Here is a 20355-nt window from a genome sequence, read left to right as displayed (position 1 = left end):
GGTGCCGAGCATCAGTTCGGCGGCCTCGTCAATCACTGCTGTTCACCTCCGCTGCGGACACGTGCGGCGGCGGGGTGGCCGCGGCGGGCAGCGATCTGCATCAACTGCATGTGCAGCTCGTAGGCGTCCTCGACGGCGTAGTCGTCCCAGGGCGGGGTCGGTGCCATCGCGCCGCAGGTGCACGAGCCCGACCACAGGTCACGTCCCGCCATGGCGGAGGCGGTCTCGACCCGGTCGGTGAGCAGCTGGTGGGCGGCCTGGTCGATGTGCGGGTCGTCGGTCCAGTGCGGAAGATTCGTCATCGTCGTGCTCCTCGGTGTTCGGCGGCCAGATGCGCGGCCGCGGCGGACAAGGCGGCGGCCGCACCACGGATGCGGCCCAGATCGGCCGTGGACCAGACGGTATGCCGCAGATTCAGCAGCGCGACGGTGATCAGGCGGGAGTCGCGGATCAACCGGGTCTGCAGCGCGGCGGGCAGCGGATCCAGGCGGCTGACGAATGTCGCTGTGTCGAGGCTGGTCCCGGCGTGGTGGGCGGTGCGCAGCGCGGCGTCGAGCACGCCGGCCTGGGCGGACAGGTCGCTGGCGCGGATGCCGACCTGCTTGCGGTCGTCGAAGCCATCGAGGGCGTCGATCACCGAGACCGTGCGGGTCGTCAGCGTCGCCGTCCGCTCGACAATCACCGCCACCAGTTCCTGGGCCGTCCACGTGCGCGGGTGCGGAGCCAGCAGCGCGATGCGGGTGCGGTAGTAGCCCTCATGGTCCGGCGGCAGACCGCGCACGGCGGCGTACGGGTCGTAGATGTCCGGGTCGAACACTGGCGCGGTGGTCACTGGGCGCTCTTTTCTGTGGTGTGCAGCCCGTTGGCGTGGGTGACGGCGATGCGGGCGGCGGCCAGGACGCCGTCCAGGCGGGCGGCGCGCTCCAGGTCGCCGGCCGCGCGGTGATGCACAGCGGCAGTCGAGGCGGTCAGGTTGATCAGATCGGCGGCGGCGGTGAGCATGTCGCTCACCCAGCCGGGCCCGGCGGATTCGGGTTCGAGATCCAGATGCGGGCGCAGCGCAGCGGGCAACTCGGCGCGGGTGGTGTCGACGAACTTGACGCGGGCTGCGGCTTTCTCGGTGGCGTCGAGGTAGCCGTCCAGGTCCTCCAGGGCCAGGCTCAGCCGCTCGATCGCGCAGCGGGCGCGGTGAGTGGCTTCCCGGAGATGGCCAGGGCGGCGGACATTGCCGAGCACGGTCAGGAACGCGGTGGCGACCTGCACCAGATCGGTCGCGGCCAGGGTCGGCAGGTCGCGGTCGTATTCCTGCTCGTGCATCGTCTCTACCGGCTCCGGCTGCGCGTCGCGCGGATCCTCGTCGATGGCGGCGTAATCACCGGACCAGAAATCGGTCTCACCCAGCACCGCGCGGTGCGCGATCAGGTAGTTGGTCAACGCTTGCTCGGCGGCGGCGATCTGCGAGTTCAGATCCGGCGCCTTCCTCGGGTCAACGTCGGCGTGGAGGTTGGCCAGCTGCTGGCGCAGCTCGAGCGCGCGGGCGTGCTCTGGGCCTGGTTCGTTGCGTTCGGCGTACGACATGCTCATGCTTTCGTCCTCTCCTGGATCTCGGTGGCGGCCTGGCGCAGCACGCTGGCGGCGAATTGCAGGTGGGCGCCGACGTTTCCGCCGATGCGGTCGGGGTGGTCGGGTTCGGCGCCGCCGGTGGCGGTGGTGATCGCCCAGGCGGCGTCGGCGCGGGTGATCAGCTCGAGCGCGGCGGCGAGCAGGTCGGTCAGCCGCGGGTACCCGGCGGCGGGGGCGCCGAGCAGTGGGCGCAGCAGGATCGGCAGCGCGGCGTGCAGCTGGCCGGCATCGATGCGGCCGCCGTGTTCGCCGAGTTCGGTGAGCGAGTTGTACAGGCGGGCATCGTGATCCGAGCTGCACACCAGGTCAGCGGTGACGGGAGTGTGCTCGACCTGGGCGAGGACCTCGACGAGCAGGTTCGCCCACTGGGCGAGGTCGGTGGCGACATCGGTTTCGAGGGCGGCGCGGTCGATGTCGGTGTAGGCGGTGATCATTGGGGTGCCTCCAGCAGTTGCAGCAGGTCGGTGGGGCCGCCGGACAGATCGAGGCCCAGCAGCTGGGCCAGCACGGCGGCCGCGGGCTCGTTGCGGCCCGGGCGGCGAATCGCCCGCCACGCGCGCAGGGCGCCGTGTGCCTGCTGGCGGGCGTGGTCGGACAGGCTGTTGGCGTAGCGGCGCAGCCGGGCAGCGGAGATGGTGACGGCGGGGACGTCGCGGCCGCGGGGATCCAGACGCACGCTTTGCTCCCGGATCGCGTAACCGCGCCCGTCCCAGGCCGGGCGCAGCCGGCACGCCTCGGCAGGCAGATGGGAGTCCGACATCCACGTGTCCATCCACTCGTTGACCGCGAAGCGGCTGCCGGTGAGCACGCCCAGGACGTGGCCGACGCTGGTTCCCCACAGCAGCAGCCGTTCGTCGGGGTTGAGGACCTCGCGCTGGATGCTCATCGCTGCTCACCCCGCTGTTCGAGTGCGGCCGCCGTGCGGGGGCTGATGCCGCACATCGGGCAGCGCCGGGACGCGCCGCCGGTTTTCTTGAGTTGGCGTTCGCGGCGGCGGCCGCCGTCCCAGGTGCGTGCCAGCTGCCAGCTGATCCCTGCGTTTTTGATGACGGCGAGCAGTCGTGCGCCGCGGCCGGCGCGGTGTTCGGCGAGGCGGGCTTGGAGATCGGTGGTCCAGCCGGTGTAGTGGCGCGCATGGCGGAACGGGCTGTCGAAGTGCAGCAGGTAAACCGTGCCCTCGGTGTCGCCGGTGTTGGTGGCGCTCACAGGTCATCACCCCAATCGCGGTGAACCGGTGCGCCGATGAGGTGGTGCAGGTTCTCCGGGGTCTGCGCGCGCACGAGTTTGATCAGGGTCGGCGCGTGCAGGGGCTGCTCGCTGGAGTCCAGCAGGTGTGTGCCGAGGGTGTCGGCCTGGTCGGCGAGGTCGATGACCCGCTGGTACAAGCTTTCGGGATCCTCCAGGCCGTCGGTGAGCGTGACGATGAATTGGCGTGCCAGCGCGGCGATCTCGGCGCCGAGCGCGGCTTCGGTGGTGTTCTTGAGGTCGGTGAGTTTGTTGCGGCCGCAGTTCCAACAGCGGTCACGCGCGCCGTGCGCGCGGCACCGGGTGCAGACGATCTCGTCGCGAGACGTGGTCATCGCGCACCACCCCAGGGGCGCACGCGGGAGGTCATGTCGCGGGCGCCGAGGCGGTCCAGGATCGCGACCAGCTGCGCGACCGTGTTCGGTCCCTCGTCGGACAGCGCCGCGAGGAACTCGGGCAGCTCGGCGAACGCGGCGAACGCGTCGTCGAACACGCGCAGCTTCAGCGCGGAATCGGGGGCGAGGGCGCCGGGCGCGTACTCCTGGAATTCGAACGTGAAGTTCTCGTCGCCGTCTTGGTCGTGAACGGCGACGGTCAGTGTCGGGCGCTGCACGCGCGCCGGGTCGGTGTACCAGGCTTCGTGGACCAGCACGTAGGCGGTGGTGGTGTTTGGCATCAGGTGGGCCCTTCCGCGATCATGGGGAAGGGACCCAGGCATGTAACGGATGCCTGGGTCCCTTCTGGTCAGAAACCGCGACTCGGATCGGGGACGCGGATCGCGGCGGCGGTCAGCACGTCCAGCGCGGTGTACTTGATGCGGCAGATCGCCCAGTCGGGCACGCAGGCGATGTGCTCACGCGTGACCTGATGGGCTTCCTCGACGGTGAGAGGTCCGCTGGCGTGGCAGGACCAGCGCGAAGCCACCCATTCCTGCCCGCGGAACGGGCCCGTGACCGGCAGCGCGTCCGGCGGTGCGGCCGACACGAGCGCGGCGTCGAGAGCGTCGATCATGTCGTCGACCAGCACCGCCATCTCCTTGGCCGAACGGACCTTGCGGACTCGGCGGCGCACCTGGGTGCGCAGCTCGGCCATCTCGTCGTCGCGGTGCCGGAACGGGTGCAGCAGCGTGTCCAGCGTCATCGCAGGACCACCTTGGTGGCCTCGTCGATGAGGGCGCTGACAGGCAGCCACGGGCCGAAGGTGGCGCCGCGGGGGCTGATCTGCAGGGTGCGGACCATCAGCCGCGGCTGGTAGTCGCTGGTCCGGACGCCGAACACGGTGCGGGCCATGCCGATCACGTCATAGAGCTCTTCCTCGGCGCGGGCCCGGTTGTGAAAGATGCTCGGCTCGGTGCCGGCGGGGGCGGACAGCCGCAGCGAGAGCTTGCGCCACCACTGCCCGTTTGGCAGCTGGATGGCGTATTGGAAGCGCTGTACGTCCGACTCGGGTTGCGGGTCGGTGGGCTGTGATGTCGCCGGATTGGTTGGGGCGGTGCGGGTTTGGGTGATCGTCATGACCGGGATTCCCTTCCATGTAACGGAACTAGCAACAGTCTAGACTGTTGTAAGTCTGACAGTCTAGAGCTTTAGACGCCGACTTAGTCCTCGGCGGCGAGGGCTTCCCCGATGGCGTCGGACAGCGCGTCGGCTTCGGCGAACGCCTCATCCAGCGCGTCGTCATCGCCCGCAGCCACGGCCTCGTCCCGGTCTCCGGCGGGATTGTGGAAAGCGAGGATCGAGGCCGGCATCGCCGAAGAGGGGAGCGCGGGAGTCTCACGTTTGCGTTCGGGCATCGACACCACCTCCGCCGAGCGGCTACCGGCGCCGCCACCGCCGGCGTACTGCTCGATCTGCTCGGTGACTTGGTGCGGGAACGGCGGATACATCCGCGCGAACCGAGCGAGGTCGTCCGGGGTGACGTAATAGGCGCGCACACGCACGATCTGGCTGCTGCTGTCGTCGACGACGTAGGCGATGCCCGGGGTGTCCTTGTCGGGGATGGTGGTGTTGGCCGCGCCGCGCTCGATGGCGTGGTGATCGCCGTAGGTCATGACGACCTGCTCGGGGCTGGTCATCCGCATGCCGATACGGATCTGGAACAGATCACGCAGCATGCCGAGGATCGCCTTGTTGCCCAGCTGGGTGTAGGCCGACACCGAGAACCCCAGAGCCCGCCCGAGCCGCATGATGCTGATCAGCAGCCGCAGGAACAGCTTGCGGGTCTCCGGATTGTCGAGCAGCTCGGCGAGCTCGTCGATGATCAGGTGATAGGCCGGGGCGTCCGGGGTCGGGACGTGCTTGTCGATACCGCGGGCCTCCATGTCACGGCCGCGTTTTTCCACCAGCTCCCACCGCAGCCAGCGCAGCACGTCCTCAGCGGCCTGCTCGCTGGTCGCGGTGTGGTGCAACAGCCCCCGCGCTTTCGCGGCTTCGACACCGAACTTAAGGTCGATCATGATGTTGACCACCGAGCCGTCGCGGGCGGCCGGGGCGGTCGCCACCAGCGCGGAGTGCACGAACCCCGACTTACCGGCACCAGGAACGCCGACACCGAGCCAGTTACGTTCCAGCAGCGGCACCAGCCAGTGCTCTCCGTCCTCACGCAGGCCCGGGTTCAGCGCGGTCAGGTCGACCGGCTCGGCCGGGATCGGCACCGGGATCGCGTGCTTGAGCGGATCGCGGGTGCGCACGTCCAGGCAGATGTAGCGACCCTGATGCTCCACCACACGCACCGCCTGGGCATTCAGCGCGACAGCCAGCTGCTCGACACGGGCGGCGTACTGCTTCGGCTCGTGACCGGTCAGCATCCGCAGCCGGATCCGGGCGCCGACCGGCACCGGCCACACACCCTCATCCGGCGGGAACGAGCCGTGCGAGGGCTCCAGCTGCGGCCACGCCCCCGGCTCGTTTCTGGCCGGGTTCGGCTCACGCCCCAACCCCAGCGCGGTCCACATCGCGCACGCGCTCCATGGATCACACAGGATCTCCACGACGTGCTGCACGCTGGACGGGAACTCCGCCAGCCACGCATCCCACGCAGCCTGCTGCTCGGCCTCCGCACGCCTTTCCGCGTTCCGCCGCGACAGCTTCGACAGCACCGCCACACCGGCGACCGAACCCGCTGTGCACGCGACTCCGAGCACACCGGTCGACCCGCCCAGGCCGAGGTTCTCGGCGGTGAAATACGCGGTGGCCGTCACCAGGAACCCGCCACCGACCGCGCCCAAGCCGAGCGGGGCGATCAGCTCGGCGGGAGCGCCCATGCCGCGGTCGGCCATCTTCACCAAACGCTGAGGACGCATCATGCTGCACCTCCCAGAGCGACGACAGGCTTGGCCTGGTGGGGGAAGACGAGCTCGATCTGGGACGGCTGCCCCTTCACCAGGCGCACACGACCGCTGGAAGCGCCGAACACCGGTGCAAGCACGTCGATCTGGTTGGCCCAATCCCGCGGCGCCTGCTGCTCGAGCATCCGCACGCGCACCACGTCGCAGGCGCGTTCGCTGGTCACCGACGCCAACCGGGGCACCAGGCGCACGCCGCGCTCAGTACGAGTGAGCCCCGCATCGACGGTCGCGCGAACCCAATGCCGGCGGTACCGCAGCGAACGAACGCTACGGCTGAACACCTTCGTGCACGTGCCGATCAGCAGCGCCGCACCAGCCAGCACCAGCAGCAGCCCGAACAGCACCGGCACCACGACACCCGCGGCGCGGTCGGCGAGATCCGGCGACCACCAGAACGGACGCGTACAGATCGCCAAACCCACTGGGCCGCCGACCAATACGACGGCGTTGGCGAATAGGGTTGTGGACCTGGCGTTTTGAGGAGATGACGAGGGTGTGTTTGCGGCCATACTTAACGATCAGCCGACATATAGGGACGCATAAACCCCCAAATAAGGACATTTAGGGACAGTTTCGTTACACTGGACATCATGACGAACGCGCGACTCCGCGGCGCAATGGCTGCCCGGAACTACACCAATCACGCGCTGGCCGAGAAGTGCGGCGTCAGCTCGAAGACAGTTGAGCGCTGGGTCACGCAGAGTCGCTGCCCGCACCCTGCAATGCGCTACAAGGTCGCTGCAGCCCTCGACCAGGACGAGACGTATCTATGGCCGGAGTTGTTGGCGGGCAGCCGTACAAATGTCTCTATGTCCGAGGTTGTTCAGATCTGGCCTACCCGCTCCGAGGTGCCTCACGAAGTGTGGCGCGCGCTCATGCGTCAGGCATCGGAGACCATCGGGATCCTTGTCTACGCTGGCGGTTTCCTGGTCGAGTCACTTGATTTCGTCAACGTCATCCGTGCGAAGTCAGCAGCAGGCGCCGAGATTCGGATCCTGCTTGGAGACGGTGAGTGTGAGGCCGTCCGACAGCGAGCGCGCGAGGAAGGCTTGCCGTCCCTGCCGCAACGGTGCCGGAGCACCCTTGAGTACCTGTGGGAAGTGCATGATCTTCCACTAGTGGATATCCGCATCCACCAAACACCGCTGTACAACAGCATTTTCCGGTTCGACGGGTCCATGCTGCTCAACACCCACAGCTTCGGGGCCTACGCGGCAAAGTCACCCGTGCAGCATCTACAGCGCGTTCCTGGTGGAAAGCTGTTCGACTACTACATGGAATCGTTCGAGGCAGTGTGGGCCGTAGCCCGCCCAGCAGTAATCTGACCTTATGGGACGACGCATTGACTACCACCACGGCGACCCTGGCGCACCGGCGGCGAACTCGGTCCGGCCCAGCGCGGGCACGTTTGTGCGGCGAGATGACACCGTCCTGCTGATCTGTCGTTCCGACAACGGCAATTGGTCGATGCCCGGTGGCGCGCACGATCCTGGCGAGTCGCTCAGTCACACAGCTGTCCGAGAGACGCAAGAAGAAACCGGCGTCGAGGTCCGGCTCACGGGCATCATTGGGATCTTCACCGATCCTGATCACGTCATCCACTACACGAGTAATGACGAGGTCAGGCAGGAATTCACCATCATCTACCGGGCCGAGCCGGTTCGTGGAGAACCGACTCCCAGCAGCGAAAGCACGCTCGTTGAGTGGGTGTCCATCGACCGGATCCCGCACCTGCAGATGGACCCGAGTCAGCGTATGCGGCTTGACTGGGCACTGTGCTCAACCGAGCCCTACATCGACCCGGCCACACGCTGAACCGCGCCTCGCAAGAGAGGCTCGGCCCGAGTTATTGCAGTGTGAACGATGGTGCCTTCCTCGTACCGCCGCTTGATGTCCGCCAAGCGCTGATCGATCGTCAACGTCTCGCCAGTCGGACCGGTGGTCATGTCCGCCCACCACACGAAGTCGTGAGCAAGATCGAGATCGGCATCACGAGGAATGACGAACGGCTTGAACATCTGAGGGTCAATGCCGCGAACTTCAGCCTCGACAGTGGCAGCCGAGTGGAACGCCACCAGGCTGCAGACAACAAGGGAAAACCCGTGCGACGCGAGCAGGTTGGCCCCGTCGATCGGATGGAAGCCCGTAACTGGATATCCATATCCGACATCGTGCAGGTACGCCGCGGTGATCGTGTCCTCGCGCAGATGCTCCGGCACCCGCTGCGCGACGTTCTGCACTTTGCGGCCCACCTCAAGCGTGTGTGCCTGTCGAGCGCTCGTGAGTGGCGACAACAGGTCTGCGTAGGGGGCTGATTCCATTCTTGCCACGCTAGTCATGCAGGTCTGAACACCTCCATACCCACCTAAATGACCCGAGGTGTCCTTGATGTTGGGTTTAAACGTCCCTATATGTCGCGTGAGGGTGGTGTATGGCCACAAACCATGTCTCCACTTCACCGGCGATGGAGTCGTTCATCGACGGCTCGCAGCACGACGTGGCACTCTCCTCGGCAATGCCCGGGTCAGGCTGGTCGTTGCAGTCGGTAGATGTTGGCGAGCGCTGCAGAAGGGGCCCGTCTGGCGGCGTCTGGGCGGCTGATCGAGGTGCCCTGTGCCTATCCGGACCCTCGCAGGTCGATGTTGGCCTCGTGGGTGATGTGGTCGGCGCTTTGGAGGATGGTGCTGGCTTCGACGGCGTGCTGGGAATCGGCGCAGTGCAATGTGGTTCTGCGTTCGAGGATCGGCAGTCGCGGGCCTGCCAGTTGGAGCTGCGTGGCTTCTTCGGGTGTTGGGAGGCGGGCCTTGATCGCTATGTGGGTGCGGTGCAGGGTGATGCCAGCGTTTTCCAGCAGTGCGGTGGTGGTTCGGCCGGGTGTCTCGTCACTGGGCTTATGCAGGCCTGCGGCGGCCGCGGTGGCGGCGGACATGTAGCTGGTGGTGATCCGGAGCGGGGTGTCGTCCCGGGTTCGGTGGGTGAGCGTGCGGCGCAGGACGTGCTGGTCGCTGGTGAGGCCAAGCATTTCGGTGATGTCGCTGCTGGCGGGACCGAGGGTGTAGTTGAGCGCCACGAGAGTCTCAGCCGAACCGTCAGGGCCGCTGGCCTTTGGAGTGTCCAGCAGCAGATCACGTGTCATCCGCTGCGGTGCCGGACCGGCCATGTACGCGGCCTGGCCTGTCACCTTGACTCCGGAACGGGGCGACCACGGGTTCGTGCTCACCAGGCCGTAGAACAGGAGGTGCTCGATCGCATCATGGACTGGTCTTGCGGAAACCTCGTACTCGGCAGCCAGCGTGCGCATCGGCGGAAGGGTTTGGCCTTGGAGCCATTCGCCGTGCTCGAGCCGACGACGCAGATCGTCAGCGATCTTCTGCCACACCGGATTTCGGGGTGGCATCAGACCTCCTTCACGGAGATTGTCGCCGATCTTTCAGAGAAGTTCGAGGTCGATGGGGATGGTCAGCAGCGCGTATGGGCCTGGGTTGTCGGTGAGTACCGGGTAGCCGGTCACTTGGGCTTCCCACGCGGCGTGCGCGAGGTCGAGCGGGATTGGCGCGGTGGAGGTTTGGGCGACGGTGAGCATGCCCGGCAGGATGGCCTGGCTGACCGGGGTGACGGTGTAGTCGGCGGTGTCGAAGTCGGCGGGGTCGGTGCCTGCCAGTGCTGCGGTGTACAGGCTGGATGCGGGAATGACCAGCGGGCGCCGCTCGCGGACGCTGATGTCGACGAGGGTGCGGGCGTAGATGCTGCGGGGGAGCGCGACGAGTGCGGACGCGTCCAGGATGGTGCCCGCGGCGGTCGGCCTCACGCAGCGCCGCTGCCGCGCAGGCGGGCGTCAGCGCGATCGAATAGGGCGCGGACGCGCTGCTCGGCAGCGGCGCGCTCTTCGGCGGTGCCTTCGCCGTGCTCGGCGCTCCAGCGCTCGAGGACTTCGGCTGTGGTGGCGCGGACTTCGCCGGATCCGGCTGCGGCGGCGATGTATGCCGAGACCGAGCGGGCATGGCCGGCCTTGACGGCGTTCTCAGCCCGGATCACCAGTTCCTCGGGCAGGGTCAGACTGACCTTCCGCATGCTCATGCCGAATAATCCTACCTTTATCCCACCATTCCGGGATAGGCGCTTCGGCGTCGAAGACCAGGCTGTCGAGGAACTCCTCGGCTTCCTCGGCGGTCTGCGGGTAGTCGCTCAAGCTGCGCACGGGTGGTGGGTCGGGTCGGAAGTCGTCGATGCTCCAGTTCTCGCCGAAGGCGGCGATGAGCGCGCGGTGCAGCGCTTCGACAGGACCGTTCTCGCCAGTCGTCTCATTCATCAATGCCGATCCTCCTGTGCCTATTCAGCCGGGATTCGCCGGGTTTGCTGGCTGCCCCTCGATCTTCGTTGCGGCGCCGCGCACCCGGCGCAGATTCGTGATTCAGGCACGGGTTGGTCAGATCTCGCGGCATCGTCTGCGGGATGTCTCTCAAGCCGACATATTGAACTGTCGACAGTCTGTAAGTTCAACAGTATCATTGTTCTAAGAGTTGTTACCTGGTCGCCGAGCGACGCGAGTCGCTCCGACGCCCTCAGTCACCAAAGCCCAGGAGGTCACTGCGTAATGAAGTTCCCCCGCTGGAAGAGAACCGTGTCCCCAATCACTGACGGCGACAAAGCTTTGACCTCCGGGCCGTTGTCCGACCGGGTGCAGGCCGCTCATGAGCGGATGGCGCTGGCCGCCACGCTGGCCGAGCAGGAGCAAGCGGATCAGCGTGCGTTCGAGGAGGAGTTACGTGAGATGCAGCGCGACTTCGACCGTCGCATGACGGAGGCCGCGTCGGCTCACCAGGCTCTGCTGGCCGAGAAACTGGCGGCGGCCGAGGCGACGAGTCGCAGCATCGAGGCCGAGGAGATCGCCGCCGACATCAAGGCGAAACTCGTCGCCTTCGAGGTGCTGGCGGAGCGACGCAGGGCCGCCGACCCTCTTCTGCGGTGGGCGGCATTGCAGCGCATACAGCGCCGGCGTCTGACCGCGCTGCTTGCCATGGTGCTGGCCGGGATGCTGTGGGCGGCCTACGCCATCCACTACTTCCTGCCCGGCGAGAGCTTCACCGATCCGCTGGCATGGAGCGGGCCCGGGCTCGCTATCGCCGTTGGTGGCGGATTGTTCGCGTTGATGCTCACTACCCGTGAACTCATCCGATTGGAGACCGCGGGCAGCACAAAGAACTTCGTCATCGAACTCGTCATGCTCGCCGTGCTTACCGCCTACATCCTGATTCCCGCCATCCATCAGGCCCGCGCCTACGAAGGCTTCGTCTTTGCCGCGCCCATGGCCGGCGTCGCCGCATCGCTGTGGCTGTGGCAGATCGAATGCAGGGCCACCCACAAAGCACTCCGCCAGCTCGCCGAACAAACCAAGAAAGACACTGCCGCATGAACACCATCACCCTCGACAAGGCCACCATGGGCACCGCCGAGCCGCCGCCGGAAACACCAGGGGACACGCGCGCTCAGGAACAAGCCCACCACGCGGCGCTGGCGGCCTGCCTCACCAAGAAGGCGATGATCCGCTACACGTGCGAACAGACCGGGGCACCCAGCACCGAGTTCGTCATCGACTGGCTGAAGGACTACGGCGTGGAGGTGTCGCGATCGAACACCTCGACCGTCGTCAACGAGTGGCGCCGCGAACGCGGCATCGCCGACACCGGCGAGATCGCCAAGCTAACCGAGGAGATGCTCGCCTCCCTCGAACACGGCCGGACACCGGACACGAACACCGGCCAGAACGCCGAGGCGTTCGAACACGGCCCGGACACGAACAGCGGCAGCGAACAGGACGGCGCGGCGGGAATGACCACGAACGCGAACACCATCGAACGCGAACACGTCGATGCGAACAGTGCGAACACGACGCGTTCGATCCCTGTCGCGAACGCGAACACCTCGAACGCGGACGCCATCGAACGCGAACACCCCGCCGAAGTGTTCGATCCGAACACGAACACCGGCAGCGAACACGACAGGACGAACACAGCGGACACCCCGAACGTGTTCGAAACGCGTTCGCTGCCAGGCCCGGATGCGGACATCGAACGCGAACACGGCGTGTCGGTGTCCGTTCGCGAACACAGCATCACGGAACTGCCCGCAGCCGGTGTTCCGGACGCGTTCGAAACAACTGACGTGTCATTGATCGCGGGCGGCGCCGAACACGGCCCCGACGATGCGGACGCGTTCGACACCCGATCGAACACCTCGACCTTCACGCCAGAGGACACCTCGGAACCGGAGGACGTTCGCGTTCCGAACACGAACGAGGCCAAGGACGAGAAGGCAACACCGCCCGGCGCATTCGGCTTCTACCTCGTGTCGGTGATGTCGCTGTTGGTCAGCCTCGACACCTCGTGGCTGTTCTTCGAGGAGCGGCTGCACATCGAGAACGTCTGGATCCGCGGCGGCATGTTCGCGGTGCTGGAAGCCGCGCTCATCGCCTGCGGTGTCGGCATGGCCGCAGGAGTCCGCCGCCACGGTCGCCCCGGCCCCGCCCAGCTGAGCGCCTGGACGCTGTGCGCGCTGTCGGCGTACATGGCAGTCGCGTTGGCCGGCCCCGTCGACGGCCTCGCCCGCGTCGCCCTGGGCCCCGTGCTTGGCATGATCATGCTCCACCACGCCCTGGGCATCGAGAAGCGCGAACACGCCAACAACACCGGCACCTTGGCCCGCCTCACCCGCGAGATCCGCGAACGCGTCCTGTCCCGCCTCGGCCTGGCCAACGACGAACGCGACGCCGCACGCCGAACCCGAGACCGCGCCGCACGACGCGTGGCGAAACTGTCTCTGCGCCCGCACGTTCTGTTCCGGCAGTCCCGCCTGGACCGCGCGCTCGCCGCGGCGAACATCGCCCACGATCCCGAGATGCGCAAGGTGATGCTTGCCGAACTCGCGGCCCGTCGGCACGCTGGTGAGTTGGCCACACTCGCCCAGGAGTCGCCGTGGACCGTGGAAGACCACCAGTGATCGGCTGGTCATGCACGCAGATGAGCTGTGCACAAGCGTCATCCACACCCCGCGTGTGGATGCGTGTCGCGCACCAGATCTGGCGTGGTTATGTGGTGGGGTGGACACGGGAGAGGAGCCTCCTGCCCCTCCCCCACCACCAGCTTGGACAAAAAGAAGAACCCGTCCTCTCCGCAGGCAACGGTCAATGGACGGGTTCTCGAAAACCCCAAGCTGGGAAGCGCGAAGCCTTTGACATCAGTCAGATGAGCACTGGCCCCACGCGTATGACGATACAGCCTCGCACAGACATGTGCGGACTGGACCGGTTCATACATGCGGGCGTGTCGCACATCTTGGCTCTGACCTTGAAGGAAGAGACAGTGCCGAACACGGCCCCACCTGCGAGTGGATCGACCGCCACCGCACCCGAGCTGCTAACAGCTGCTAACTCCCGACACGCCAAGGGCGGCGCCGAGGATATCGGCATGGGTTCCGCTGATCGGGAGAACGACGACCTTCACCGCCCACTTGGTCGCGCACAATGCGTCGAGCCCGCTCCGCAGCCGTGCGCTAACGAGACAAAAGAGACTCCGGCCTGCGAGAGCGTCAGTTCATGACCACAGTCACCCCAAAGCCCCCGGCCCGGACCGCCACGTTGCCCCGTGGCTCGGTCCGGGCGCCCGGTGTCGAGGTTTTCCGAACCTACTCGACCGGAGGTGAGGCCCTACATCACTGAGGTGACCAGCACCTAACTAAATATCCGTCCAGCAGCACCTGATCTGCCCGGAATCCCTCTCGCACAGGGAGTTCGAGCCACGGGACTCAGCCTCCCGCGTAGGTGCTGCCGATGTTCCCCGAAAGGAACTGCTTGGTGAGCAGCTCTGATGATAGGTCACGCCTGTATAAGGGTGGTGATTCTGGTGGCAATTCACAGGTAACAACTGCATCTACCTGGGAGAACACTCCCGAGTCCGGCGACATGAACGCCGAGTTCGCCGAAATCGTGTCCCGGTTGAACCGCGACCAGATCGGCATGTCGTGGTCACTGCCGCTCGAGGACGGCGCTTCCGCGTTGGTGCCGGTGGTCCGCGTGAAGGACTGGCTGCCCTGCGTGGCCCTGGCGCTGGGCAGCGAGGAAGGCCGCGCGGCGGTCGCCCGCCACTACACCAGCGTGAAGGCGGTACTGGAATGCGCGCCGATTGTGGCGTCGTTCGCCAACCTGCACACCGGGCGCGGCATCACCGCCTCACAGGCGACGATGGCCGAGCGCTGCCCGTACTCGGACAAGACCATCCGCAAGATCCTCTACGTGCTGCGCGATCTAGGACTCGCCAAACCCATGGAGACCGGCCGGCCGTTGTCCCGCATCGAGATCGAGGCCGCACGCGCCCATCACGGCGGTTTCCAGGCCTACGCAGCCAGTGTGTGGCACTTGACCGTCCTACGTCCCTTGGCGACCCCTGAGCACCCCACTACGCACCCCCTGACTCCGCGCAGGAAGTCCGCGAGCCTGGGCAAGCTGGCACGCGGCGCGCACATCGCCGCGGCCGCCGCAGTTTCTTCCTCATCTTCATCCACAGCTTCCAGCGCCGTCGAGGACCGCGATGACCGCAGCGGGCACCTATCTTCACGTACTTCAGTACGTGAAGAATCTCCCGTTACGAACAGTACTTCTGTTCCTGAAAAATCTTGCGCCGCGAAAAAATCACCAACGCGCGCGCGAGCGCACGCGAGGCTGGGAAGAAACTCGAAGAAGGGTAAAAAGTCCCGGTCAGACACTGATCCGCGGCCGCTGCACCAGCAGCATGCAGCCGCGCAGCTGGTGACCCGCATCGTCGTCGATGTCCGTCGAGGACGGCGGGTCACGCTGGACCAATGGATGCTCGAGCACGGGATCCACATCGGCGCCGTCTCCGACGTCCTTGCGGCAGTCGGCATCGACACCAGCCGCTGGAACGGACTCGACATCAAAGCCCACATCGACGTCGCAGCTCACCAGCAGGGCATGGACTGGCCTGACCGGATCAACAACCCGCTGCGGTTCCTGCAGGCCCGGCTGGCACGCCTGGACTTCACCGAGCCCAGCCCTTCGCAGACCAACGCCCGCCCCCTGGCTCCCCGCACTCGGGTCGTCGAACCATGCCGCCGCGGAGACGACAGCAGCACCACCGAGGTCCGGGACGGCGTGGAAAACACCGCCTACCAGCAATGGCGCGCCGCCGCCGACCGCCGCCACCCCCGCCTGGCCAAGCAGGCCCGCCTCGCCCGCACCACAACATGCCGTCCGGCCCGAGAATCGGGCTCTCACGGCCCCGAAACGCCTTCTCGGGCACCGATCCACCCCCACGGCCCGAATCGAGCCGCCACGGGCCACACAGACCGCATCCAGTCCGCCGAGACGATCCACGCGGAACAGCTGCCCGACGAGCTGGCGGCTGCGGTCGACGGACTGTGCGTGATGTGCCGGAAAACCCAGGGTGTGGTCCGCGAGTCGATGTCGTCCCACTCGCTGGTGTGCGATTCCTGCTGGAACAGCCACGGATTCGCCGCTGTACCAGCACCTGCGGCGGCCGCCGAGCCCGCGGCCGCGATCAACGCGCCAGCCGCCCAGCCCAGCGCCACAGCCGGGCGCAGACCGTCACCCCGGCGACCGTGGACGGCGCAGCGCTCAAGGAAGTTCCTCACCGACCTGATCGGTTCGCCGGAATCACCTCGGCGAGGCCCCGATCCGGCCGTGCAGCGTGCAGAACACGCGCCGCGGCGTCGTCACCCGCACCCGAACTGCACACTCTGCCGGGGCGATGGATGGGTGCTCGACCTCGCTGGCGAGCCGATCGAGCCAGCGGTCCCATGCATCTGCCCGAGCCACCCTGTAACCGACACGCCGACATGTATCCACGACTAACGGTGTCCGGGTGTAATCCTCTGGCGAGCGAAGTATCTGCCGGTCACACAAGCATTCGGAGGCTGCAGAAGTTGTCTACCGCGATCAAGGTCAAGAAGGGCGCCGAGCCGATCGACGCAGACGCCGCGCGCTGGCTGTCGACGACCGAGCTGGCCGACGACCCGATGGCGGCCATGCTGCTGTCGCGCGCCATACACCCAGAGCGTTACGGGTTCTCGACACGAGAACCACTGACTCTGCCGGAGGCGGACAGCGATTCCGGCGCCAGAGTGGTGTGGCTGCTGAAGATCAAGCAGACACCCACTCCTGGCGCAGTCGAGGCCGTGACTCTTCCGGAGCCGGGGCCTCGCAAGAAGTCCGCCAAGAAGGTGGCCAGGCAGAAAGCCTGGCACGAGCAGAACCAGCGAGTGAAGAACGCCATCGCCCACCCGATTCTCGGCGAACTGCTGGCCGACGCGGTAGCGGCACACCGGCTCGAGCACGGCACCGGCCCGCTGTGGAGCGAGGCACTGGCATCCCCGAAAGTCGTGCAGTGGTGGACCACCGAGACCGGCATGCAGTACGTCGGAACTGCCTTCCGTCATCCCATCTTCACGAAGGTCCAGAAATCGGGCTGGGTGGCGTTCAACACCCAGGAACGTTCCCTGTGCACCGGCCGCAGATTCCACCGCCGCAGCTTCGGCGACAAGGTCTCCCAGGCCCAACCCGAAGACGTCGGGTTCCTCACTGCCGCGTTCATCAGCGCCTACCAGAACGCCACCGGCCAGAGCCCGGACTGGGCCCAGATCGCCGCCACGGCCACCGACCAGCACGGAATCCCGCTGTTCTTCGACGCTGACGACGCGGCCGCGCAATATCCATGGCTGGCTACGCACGGCTGGGTCTACCGACGGGGCGAGACCCTGCACTGGGGCAAACGCGCCGAGGCCGAAGCCGAGCGCCGAGCGCAGATTTCTTCCACGCCGCAGCCATAACGACCAGCAGCGCGCCTATCGCTCGTGTCCGGAGCGCATCCGCAGTGGTGTCCGATGGACGAGTTCACCGCATGGGAGGTGATTAGGAAATGGAAAACGAACCCGAGCCCGGTTACCCGCGCAACGCCGAGGAAGCTGAGCAGTTCATCACCCGCTTAACCTTCGACGACACGGCTGAGGTGCCGCCGCTGCCGCCGACATCCGAGGAGATCGAGCGCAGCATGGACACTATCTTGCTGAAATTGCCCGAAGAGATGCGTGATCGGGTGCTCAAGGTCTCCACCGAGCACTGCATCACCCCGGCGATGCTCATCCGCCAGTACATCGAGATAGGTTTGGCTGCCGAGAAGCCCTGATCCCGTTGTCAGTCACCGGTCGAATCCGTCCCACTGGTGTTCCCGCTCGAAGACATCGGCGAGAGCACTACGGGGAAACGTGTGGTCTCTCAGCGGATCCGGATCCAGGACCGTGGGGTGCGCGAGCGCGTGCATCTCGCGCTGGCGGGCGGCGTCGGCGATGTTCACGGCGCGCTCGGCGCGAGCGCGGGCGTCGACGAACAGGCTGTGCGCCTGGCGGCTGAGTTGGATCAGGTTGTAGCGGCGCGTGTCGTCGACCTCGTTGATCGTCCGGCGCACTTCGGTGACCAGTTCGGCGAGATGCTCCTGAATCTCGCCGATACGCGCGGTGTCCGGAGCATGCCCGAGCCGCTTCAGATCGTCGATCGTGTCCCCGATCCGGCTTTCCAGACTGCGCATTTCGCGGCTCCCCTCGCCTCCCTACGGCCCGATCAGGCCTCGATGAGGGGCCAGAGTACGGCCACACACCGACAACCGCCACAAGCACGATCCGGCCGATCGGTCACCGCCTCACTGCGCGGAGCCACACGCGCACGGCGCGGCGGCGTGTCTGGATGGTGCAATAGGTGTAACCCCTATCCCGCGTAGGCTGCCGGGCTATGGCATCGGAGGATCTGGAGGCGCGGGTGGCCGCGCTGTCAGGGCAGATCCATGAGCTTGACGGGCGGGTGCGCAACATCGAGCAGGACGCTGCGGCGGTGCGCGTGCTGGCCGGCGGCGTGGCTCGGAAGGTGAGCGTAATCCGTTCAGAGATGCACGAATTACGCCAGGCCATGATGTCCGGAATCGCCGTGATGCGTCAGGATCTGGCCGACCTGCGAACTCAGGTCAACGACCAGTTCACGGAAATGCCCTGTGGGTTCGCTGAGATACGCGGCAAGTTGGACACGGCGGCCGCGGGGCAAGCCCAGATCGCCGCCTTGGTGACGACGCTCATCGAACGTACGGGCAGCCGATAGCGCTCTTCTGCCCGATTCGGCCTCGGTGGTCAGGGCTCACGCAGTTCGACCAGCGGAACCTTCCAGGGCAGTTTCTCGCTCACCGTCTGCCAGCGAGCGGCGTCGAGGGTCAGCACCGGCCAGTCGAGACGTTTGGCCACCGCGGCGGCGTGGGCAGCGGCCACATCGTGCGGTTCGCCGATCCAGCCCAGAGCGCGGGCCATCGCGGTGATGTGATCGAGGTCGGACAGGTCATCGAGCATCACGTGCTCGACATGGGCGACAACGGCATTGAGCGTCTCGCATTGATCGTCGGAAAGGCCGGCCTGCGAAGCGGCAAGGACGTTGGCGGGCGCCGCCATCCGCAGTTGCCGTGCGTCCAGGCTGGCGATCAGATGGGTGACGTGGGCGTTGCCTTGCGCGAACGCGGTGATCAGGGTGTCGTCGAGAACGTATCCGCTCAACGGGCGCCGTCACGCTCCTTCGCCATCTGGGCCAGCCGGTCGGCCTCCTGGGTCGCCCACGCGACTGCCGCCGGATCGCGGCGCGCGGCGGCGAACTGCTCGTCGAGAAGCATCTGCTGACGGGCGTGACGCGCCTCGTCCCGGTCGAGCAGTGCGCGAATGGTGTCCTCCAAGGTCGAACCCTTTCGTGTGAGGGCCGCTAGCCGGTCCCGGGTCTCCGTGCTGGTCTGGATCGTCGTCTTCTCGGCCATGCACGGCAGTATAGAGAATTTATAGTCGATATGGTGAAAATATAGCCAGTACTATATGTGCAGTTCAGACAGGGTCTATGAAGATCACCGTTCGCGTCCTGGCCGTGGTTGTCGCTGAGGCTGAGGGCTGGTGATGGTCGGATGCTCGGCGTCGTACAGCTCCCGCTGCAGCTTGGCCACCGCGATGTCGATGGCTCGTTCGGCGCGCTCACGAGCCTCGGCGACGAGCCCACTGGCCAGACGAGCTTGGTTCAGCAGCGTGCGGCGGCGCTCCTCGTCGGTGACGCTGGTCCGCACTTCGTCCGCCAGGCGATCGACACGCCAGCCGATCTCGTCGACGACCACCACCGGAGCCGTGCGATCGAGCCGCTTCAGCTCAGCGATGACACCGGCAATTCTTTCTTCCAAACTGGCCATTTCTTCCCCCTCGCTCCGGGAACCTTGTGCGGCGTTGTCCGGGACAAGGGTAAGCCCGGACACCGACACAGCGGTGCAGATCCGTGTAACGAAACCTCTTCTACCAGGGGGCAAGTACGGACCTAAGATGGTCGACCGATGACGCTGAGCGCCGGGTCGGCATACCTCGAGCGGCGGCGGAGGCGCCGGGCAAGGAAGTAAGAAATTACTCGGAACGAAGGAAAGGAAGTATGGAAATATTGGGAATGTTCCATTAAAATGGGAGTTGCCAATCAAGGACAGGGAGATGACATGAGCAACGACCTCGACGCGATCCACTCGGTGACCACTCGGCTCCGCGGATACGACTTGGTGCGTTTCGATCAGTCCATCGCGCGGTGGAAGATGGAACTTGCTTCTCGCCGGATCGACACGTCGGTCGCGTTGAACGCGGCCGCGCTTCTGATCATTCGCGCGGACGACGAAAACCTCGTTCGAGAGCACGCCAAGACCAAGGGACTCTCCGAGCAGGACACGCAGGAGCTGATCGGGTACTACAAGTGGTTCCTGGACGAGTACTTCGAGGTGCTGCGGGATGTCATCGAGACCCGCAAGCGGCTGGATGGCCGCCTGAAGAAGGTCGCCGGGTGAGAACCTTCGCGAGATCGGCAGGATTTTATTCCTGCCGATCTCGATCGATACGCTACACTGACGGCCATGACACCGGAAGAAATGCAATCACCGCAGGTAGAGACCCACTCCCCAACCGAAAGGTGGAAGAAATGGAACATTGGGAAGAAACGAAAAGAAGTAAGGAAGGAAGAAAGTAATTAGGGTAACTTTCTGAAAGTTACCCTAATTACTTTCTTCCTTCCTTAC

Annotated in this window: 30 protein-coding genes; 9 read left to right on the top strand and 21 right to left on the bottom strand. The window is 66.1% G+C overall.

Annotated features, from left to right (window positions below):
- Nucleotides 1-32: 32 nt before the first annotated feature.
- The 12 genes from NA4_RS25530 to NA4_RS25475 form a co-directional block, all read right to left on the bottom strand.
- Nucleotides 33-302, bottom strand: a complete 270-nt coding sequence (locus tag NA4_RS25530; RefSeq protein WP_067475091.1) for a hypothetical protein — start codon at nucleotides 300-302, stop codon at nucleotides 33-35.
- Nucleotides 299-832 (bottom strand): hypothetical protein, encoded by a 534-nt coding sequence (locus tag NA4_RS25525; RefSeq protein ID WP_067475088.1) that lies wholly within the window; start codon nucleotides 830-832, stop codon nucleotides 299-301. Before NA4_RS25525 ends, NA4_RS25530 begins: the two co-directional genes overlap by 4 nt.
- Nucleotides 829-1584, bottom strand: a complete 756-nt coding sequence (locus NA4_RS25520; protein WP_157129293.1) for a hypothetical protein — start codon at nucleotides 1582-1584, stop codon at nucleotides 829-831. The genes NA4_RS25525 and NA4_RS25520 overlap by 4 nt, the downstream gene beginning before the upstream one ends.
- Entirely contained in the window at nucleotides 1581-2057 is a 477-nt protein-coding gene (locus tag NA4_RS25515; RefSeq protein WP_067475084.1) for a hypothetical protein, read from the bottom strand. Before NA4_RS25515 ends, NA4_RS25520 begins: the two co-directional genes overlap by 4 nt.
- Nucleotides 2054-2509, bottom strand: coding sequence for a hypothetical protein (locus NA4_RS25510; protein ID WP_067475082.1), 456 nt, complete (start codon nucleotides 2507-2509; stop codon nucleotides 2054-2056). Before NA4_RS25510 ends, NA4_RS25515 begins: the two co-directional genes overlap by 4 nt.
- Entirely contained in the window at nucleotides 2506-2829 is a 324-nt protein-coding gene (locus NA4_RS25505) for a GIY-YIG nuclease family protein (RefSeq protein WP_067475079.1), read from the bottom strand. Before NA4_RS25505 ends, NA4_RS25510 begins: the two co-directional genes overlap by 4 nt.
- Nucleotides 2826-3203 (bottom strand): hypothetical protein, encoded by a 378-nt coding sequence (locus tag NA4_RS25500; protein WP_067475075.1) that lies wholly within the window; start codon nucleotides 3201-3203, stop codon nucleotides 2826-2828. The genes NA4_RS25505 and NA4_RS25500 overlap by 4 nt, the downstream gene beginning before the upstream one ends.
- Nucleotides 3200-3544 (bottom strand): hypothetical protein, encoded by a 345-nt coding sequence (locus NA4_RS25495; RefSeq protein ID WP_067475072.1) that lies wholly within the window; start codon nucleotides 3542-3544, stop codon nucleotides 3200-3202. Before NA4_RS25495 ends, NA4_RS25500 begins: the two co-directional genes overlap by 4 nt.
- 68 nt (nucleotides 3545-3612) lie before the next feature.
- Entirely contained in the window at nucleotides 3613-4008 is a 396-nt protein-coding gene (locus tag NA4_RS25490; RefSeq protein WP_067475069.1) for a hypothetical protein, read from the bottom strand.
- Entirely contained in the window at nucleotides 4005-4382 is a 378-nt protein-coding gene (locus tag NA4_RS25485; RefSeq protein WP_067475066.1) for a hypothetical protein, read from the bottom strand. Before NA4_RS25485 ends, NA4_RS25490 begins: the two co-directional genes overlap by 4 nt.
- A gap of 83 nt (nucleotides 4383-4465) precedes the next feature.
- Nucleotides 4466-6172 (bottom strand): FtsK/SpoIIIE domain-containing protein, encoded by a 1707-nt coding sequence (locus NA4_RS25480; protein ID WP_067475064.1) that lies wholly within the window; start codon nucleotides 6170-6172, stop codon nucleotides 4466-4468.
- Nucleotides 6169-6564, bottom strand: a complete 396-nt coding sequence (locus NA4_RS25475) for a hypothetical protein (RefSeq protein WP_157129292.1) — start codon at nucleotides 6562-6564, stop codon at nucleotides 6169-6171. Before NA4_RS25475 ends, NA4_RS25480 begins: the two co-directional genes overlap by 4 nt.
- A gap of 240 nt (nucleotides 6565-6804) precedes the next feature.
- Between NA4_RS25475 and NA4_RS25470 the strand changes: the two genes are divergently transcribed.
- Nucleotides 6805-7539: a helix-turn-helix domain-containing protein gene (locus NA4_RS25470; RefSeq protein WP_067475058.1), complete on the top strand. Its 735-nt coding sequence runs from the start codon at nucleotides 6805-6807 to the stop codon at nucleotides 7537-7539.
- A 4-nt stretch (nucleotides 7540-7543) separates the two neighbouring features.
- Nucleotides 7544-8029, top strand: a complete 486-nt coding sequence (locus NA4_RS25465) for an NUDIX hydrolase (protein WP_067475055.1) — start codon at nucleotides 7544-7546, stop codon at nucleotides 8027-8029.
- On the opposite strand, the gene NA4_RS25460 is transcribed toward NA4_RS25465, so the two are convergent.
- From NA4_RS25460 to NA4_RS25445, 4 genes are all read right to left on the bottom strand, one after another.
- Nucleotides 8005-8535, bottom strand: coding sequence for an HD domain-containing protein (locus NA4_RS25460; protein WP_169811114.1), 531 nt, complete (start codon nucleotides 8533-8535; stop codon nucleotides 8005-8007). The two genes, NA4_RS25465 and NA4_RS25460, sit on opposite strands and share 25 nt — an antisense overlap.
- A gap of 296 nt (nucleotides 8536-8831) precedes the next feature.
- A complete protein-coding gene (locus NA4_RS25455; protein WP_067475053.1) occupies nucleotides 8832-9611 on the bottom strand; it encodes a GntR family transcriptional regulator in 780 nt (259 codons plus the stop codon).
- 33 nt (nucleotides 9612-9644) lie between these two features.
- Complete coding sequence (locus tag NA4_RS25450; RefSeq protein ID WP_067475051.1) at nucleotides 9645-10022, bottom strand: hypothetical protein; 378 nt, start codon at nucleotides 10020-10022, stop codon at nucleotides 9645-9647.
- Complete coding sequence (locus NA4_RS25445; RefSeq protein WP_067475048.1) at nucleotides 10019-10291, bottom strand: hypothetical protein; 273 nt, start codon at nucleotides 10289-10291, stop codon at nucleotides 10019-10021. The genes NA4_RS25450 and NA4_RS25445 overlap by 4 nt, the downstream gene beginning before the upstream one ends.
- On the opposite strand from NA4_RS25445, the gene NA4_RS40730 reads away from it, so the two are divergent.
- Nucleotides 10284-11627 (top strand): hypothetical protein, encoded by a 1344-nt coding sequence (locus NA4_RS40730; RefSeq protein ID WP_157129291.1) that lies wholly within the window; start codon nucleotides 10284-10286, stop codon nucleotides 11625-11627. The genes NA4_RS25445 and NA4_RS40730 overlap by 8 nt on opposite strands.
- Nucleotides 11628-11820: 193 nt before the next feature.
- Here the strand turns inward: NA4_RS40730 and NA4_RS43780 are convergent, their stop codons facing one another.
- Nucleotides 11821-12153, bottom strand: coding sequence for a hypothetical protein (locus NA4_RS43780; RefSeq protein WP_373862828.1), 333 nt, complete (start codon nucleotides 12151-12153; stop codon nucleotides 11821-11823).
- A 223-nt stretch (nucleotides 12154-12376) separates the two neighbouring features.
- Here NA4_RS43780 and NA4_RS43775 point away from each other — a divergent pair, with 223 nt between their 5' ends.
- From NA4_RS43775 to NA4_RS25420, 4 genes are all read left to right on the top strand, one after another.
- Entirely contained in the window at nucleotides 12377-13210 is an 834-nt protein-coding gene (locus NA4_RS43775; protein ID WP_373862827.1) for a hypothetical protein, read from the top strand.
- 961 nt (nucleotides 13211-14171) lie between these two features.
- Nucleotides 14172-16097 (top strand): hypothetical protein, encoded by a 1926-nt coding sequence (locus NA4_RS25430; protein ID WP_067475038.1) that lies wholly within the window; start codon nucleotides 14172-14174, stop codon nucleotides 16095-16097.
- Between the two features lie 71 nt (nucleotides 16098-16168).
- Nucleotides 16169-17071: a hypothetical protein gene (locus tag NA4_RS25425; RefSeq protein ID WP_067475035.1), complete on the top strand. Its 903-nt coding sequence runs from the start codon at nucleotides 16169-16171 to the stop codon at nucleotides 17069-17071.
- 89 nt (nucleotides 17072-17160) lie between these two features.
- Nucleotides 17161-17427, top strand: a complete 267-nt coding sequence (locus tag NA4_RS25420) for a hypothetical protein (protein ID WP_067475032.1) — start codon at nucleotides 17161-17163, stop codon at nucleotides 17425-17427.
- A 12-nt stretch (nucleotides 17428-17439) separates the two neighbouring features.
- Here NA4_RS25420 and NA4_RS25415 read toward each other — a convergent pair whose 3' ends face one another.
- Complete coding sequence (locus NA4_RS25415) at nucleotides 17440-17826, bottom strand: hypothetical protein (protein ID WP_067475029.1); 387 nt, start codon at nucleotides 17824-17826, stop codon at nucleotides 17440-17442.
- A 200-nt stretch (nucleotides 17827-18026) separates the two neighbouring features.
- Between NA4_RS25415 and NA4_RS25410 the strand changes: the two genes are divergently transcribed.
- Nucleotides 18027-18386, top strand: coding sequence for a hypothetical protein (locus tag NA4_RS25410; RefSeq protein WP_067475024.1), 360 nt, complete (start codon nucleotides 18027-18029; stop codon nucleotides 18384-18386).
- 29 nt (nucleotides 18387-18415) lie between these two features.
- Here NA4_RS25410 and NA4_RS25405 read toward each other — a convergent pair whose 3' ends face one another.
- From NA4_RS25405 to NA4_RS25395, 3 genes are all read right to left on the bottom strand, one after another.
- Nucleotides 18416-18829 (bottom strand): hypothetical protein, encoded by a 414-nt coding sequence (locus NA4_RS25405; RefSeq protein WP_067475020.1) that lies wholly within the window; start codon nucleotides 18827-18829, stop codon nucleotides 18416-18418.
- Nucleotides 18826-19080: a hypothetical protein gene (locus tag NA4_RS25400; RefSeq protein WP_067475017.1), complete on the bottom strand. Its 255-nt coding sequence runs from the start codon at nucleotides 19078-19080 to the stop codon at nucleotides 18826-18828. The genes NA4_RS25405 and NA4_RS25400 overlap by 4 nt, the downstream gene beginning before the upstream one ends.
- A gap of 84 nt (nucleotides 19081-19164) precedes the next feature.
- Nucleotides 19165-19497, bottom strand: a complete 333-nt coding sequence (locus NA4_RS25395) for a hypothetical protein (RefSeq protein WP_067475014.1) — start codon at nucleotides 19495-19497, stop codon at nucleotides 19165-19167.
- 291 nt (nucleotides 19498-19788) lie between these two features.
- Here NA4_RS25395 and NA4_RS25390 point away from each other — a divergent pair, with 291 nt between their 5' ends.
- Nucleotides 19789-20127 carry a hypothetical protein gene (locus NA4_RS25390; protein ID WP_067475011.1) on the top strand — a complete coding sequence of 113 codons (339 nt, stop codon included), beginning with the start codon at nucleotides 19789-19791 and terminating at the stop codon, nucleotides 20125-20127.
- Nucleotides 20128-20355 lie beyond the last annotated feature (228 nt).

The organism is Nocardia amamiensis NBRC 102102 (genome assembly GCF_001612745.1).
GTDB classification, from domain to species: Bacteria; Actinomycetota; Actinomycetes; order Mycobacteriales; family Mycobacteriaceae; genus Nocardia; species Nocardia amamiensis.
The sequence above is the reverse complement of the archived record's forward strand: the minus strand, read 5'-3'. Positions and strand labels throughout refer to the sequence as shown.

Bases quoted from the DNA above. Each gene is read 5' to 3' on its own strand.
- NA4_RS25515 (WP_067475084.1), bottom strand. From the start codon at position 2,057: ATGATCACCGCCTACACCGACATCGACCGCGCCGCCCTCGAAACCGAT.
- NA4_RS25415 (WP_067475029.1), bottom strand. From the start codon at position 17,826: ATGCGCAGTCTGGAAAGCCGGATCGGGGACACGATCGACGATCTGAAG.
- NA4_RS25510 (WP_067475082.1), bottom strand. From the start codon at position 2,509: ATGAGCATCCAGCGCGAGGTCCTCAACCCCGACGAACGGCTGCTGCTG.
- NA4_RS25500 (WP_067475075.1), bottom strand. From the start codon at position 3,203: ATGACCACGTCTCGCGACGAGATCGTCTGCACCCGGTGCCGCGCGCAC.
- NA4_RS25395 (WP_067475014.1), bottom strand. From the start codon at position 19,497: ATGGCCAGTTTGGAAGAAAGAATTGCCGGTGTCATCGCTGAGCTGAAG.
- NA4_RS25465 (WP_067475055.1), top strand. From the start codon at position 7,544: ATGGGACGACGCATTGACTACCACCACGGCGACCCTGGCGCACCGGCG.
- NA4_RS40730 (WP_157129291.1), top strand. From the start codon at position 10,284: ATGCTCATGCCGAATAATCCTACCTTTATCCCACCATTCCGGGATAGG.
- NA4_RS43780 (WP_373862828.1), bottom strand. From the start codon at position 12,153: ATGGCGTCCGCGTTCGAGGTGTTCGCGTTCGCGACAGGGATCGAACGC.
- NA4_RS25530 (WP_067475091.1), bottom strand. From the start codon at position 302: ATGACGAATCTTCCGCACTGGACCGACGACCCGCACATCGACCAGGCC.
- NA4_RS25430 (WP_067475038.1), top strand. From the start codon at position 14,172: ATGAACGCCGAGTTCGCCGAAATCGTGTCCCGGTTGAACCGCGACCAG.
- NA4_RS25400 (WP_067475017.1), bottom strand. From the start codon at position 19,080: ATGGCCGAGAAGACGACGATCCAGACCAGCACGGAGACCCGGGACCGG.
- NA4_RS25520 (WP_157129293.1), bottom strand. From the start codon at position 1,584: ATGAGCATGTCGTACGCCGAACGCAACGAACCAGGCCCAGAGCACGCC.
- NA4_RS25445 (WP_067475048.1), bottom strand. From the start codon at position 10,291: ATGAGCATGCGGAAGGTCAGTCTGACCCTGCCCGAGGAACTGGTGATC.
- NA4_RS25460 (WP_169811114.1), bottom strand. From the start codon at position 8,535: ATGGAATCAGCCCCCTACGCAGACCTGTTGTCGCCACTCACGAGCGCT.
- NA4_RS25480 (WP_067475064.1), bottom strand. From the start codon at position 6,172: ATGATGCGTCCTCAGCGTTTGGTGAAGATGGCCGACCGCGGCATGGGC.
- NA4_RS25495 (WP_067475072.1), bottom strand. From the start codon at position 3,544: ATGCCAAACACCACCACCGCCTACGTGCTGGTCCACGAAGCCTGGTAC.
- NA4_RS25420 (WP_067475032.1), top strand. From the start codon at position 17,161: ATGGAAAACGAACCCGAGCCCGGTTACCCGCGCAACGCCGAGGAAGCT.
- NA4_RS25470 (WP_067475058.1), top strand. From the start codon at position 6,805: ATGACGAACGCGCGACTCCGCGGCGCAATGGCTGCCCGGAACTACACC.
- NA4_RS25485 (WP_067475066.1), bottom strand. From the start codon at position 4,382: ATGACGATCACCCAAACCCGCACCGCCCCAACCAATCCGGCGACATCA.
- NA4_RS25390 (WP_067475011.1), top strand. From the start codon at position 19,789: ATGAGCAACGACCTCGACGCGATCCACTCGGTGACCACTCGGCTCCGC.
- NA4_RS25410 (WP_067475024.1), top strand. From the start codon at position 18,027: ATGGCATCGGAGGATCTGGAGGCGCGGGTGGCCGCGCTGTCAGGGCAG.
- NA4_RS25490 (WP_067475069.1), bottom strand. From the start codon at position 4,008: ATGACGCTGGACACGCTGCTGCACCCGTTCCGGCACCGCGACGACGAG.
- NA4_RS25455 (WP_067475053.1), bottom strand. From the start codon at position 9,611: ATGCCACCCCGAAATCCGGTGTGGCAGAAGATCGCTGACGATCTGCGT.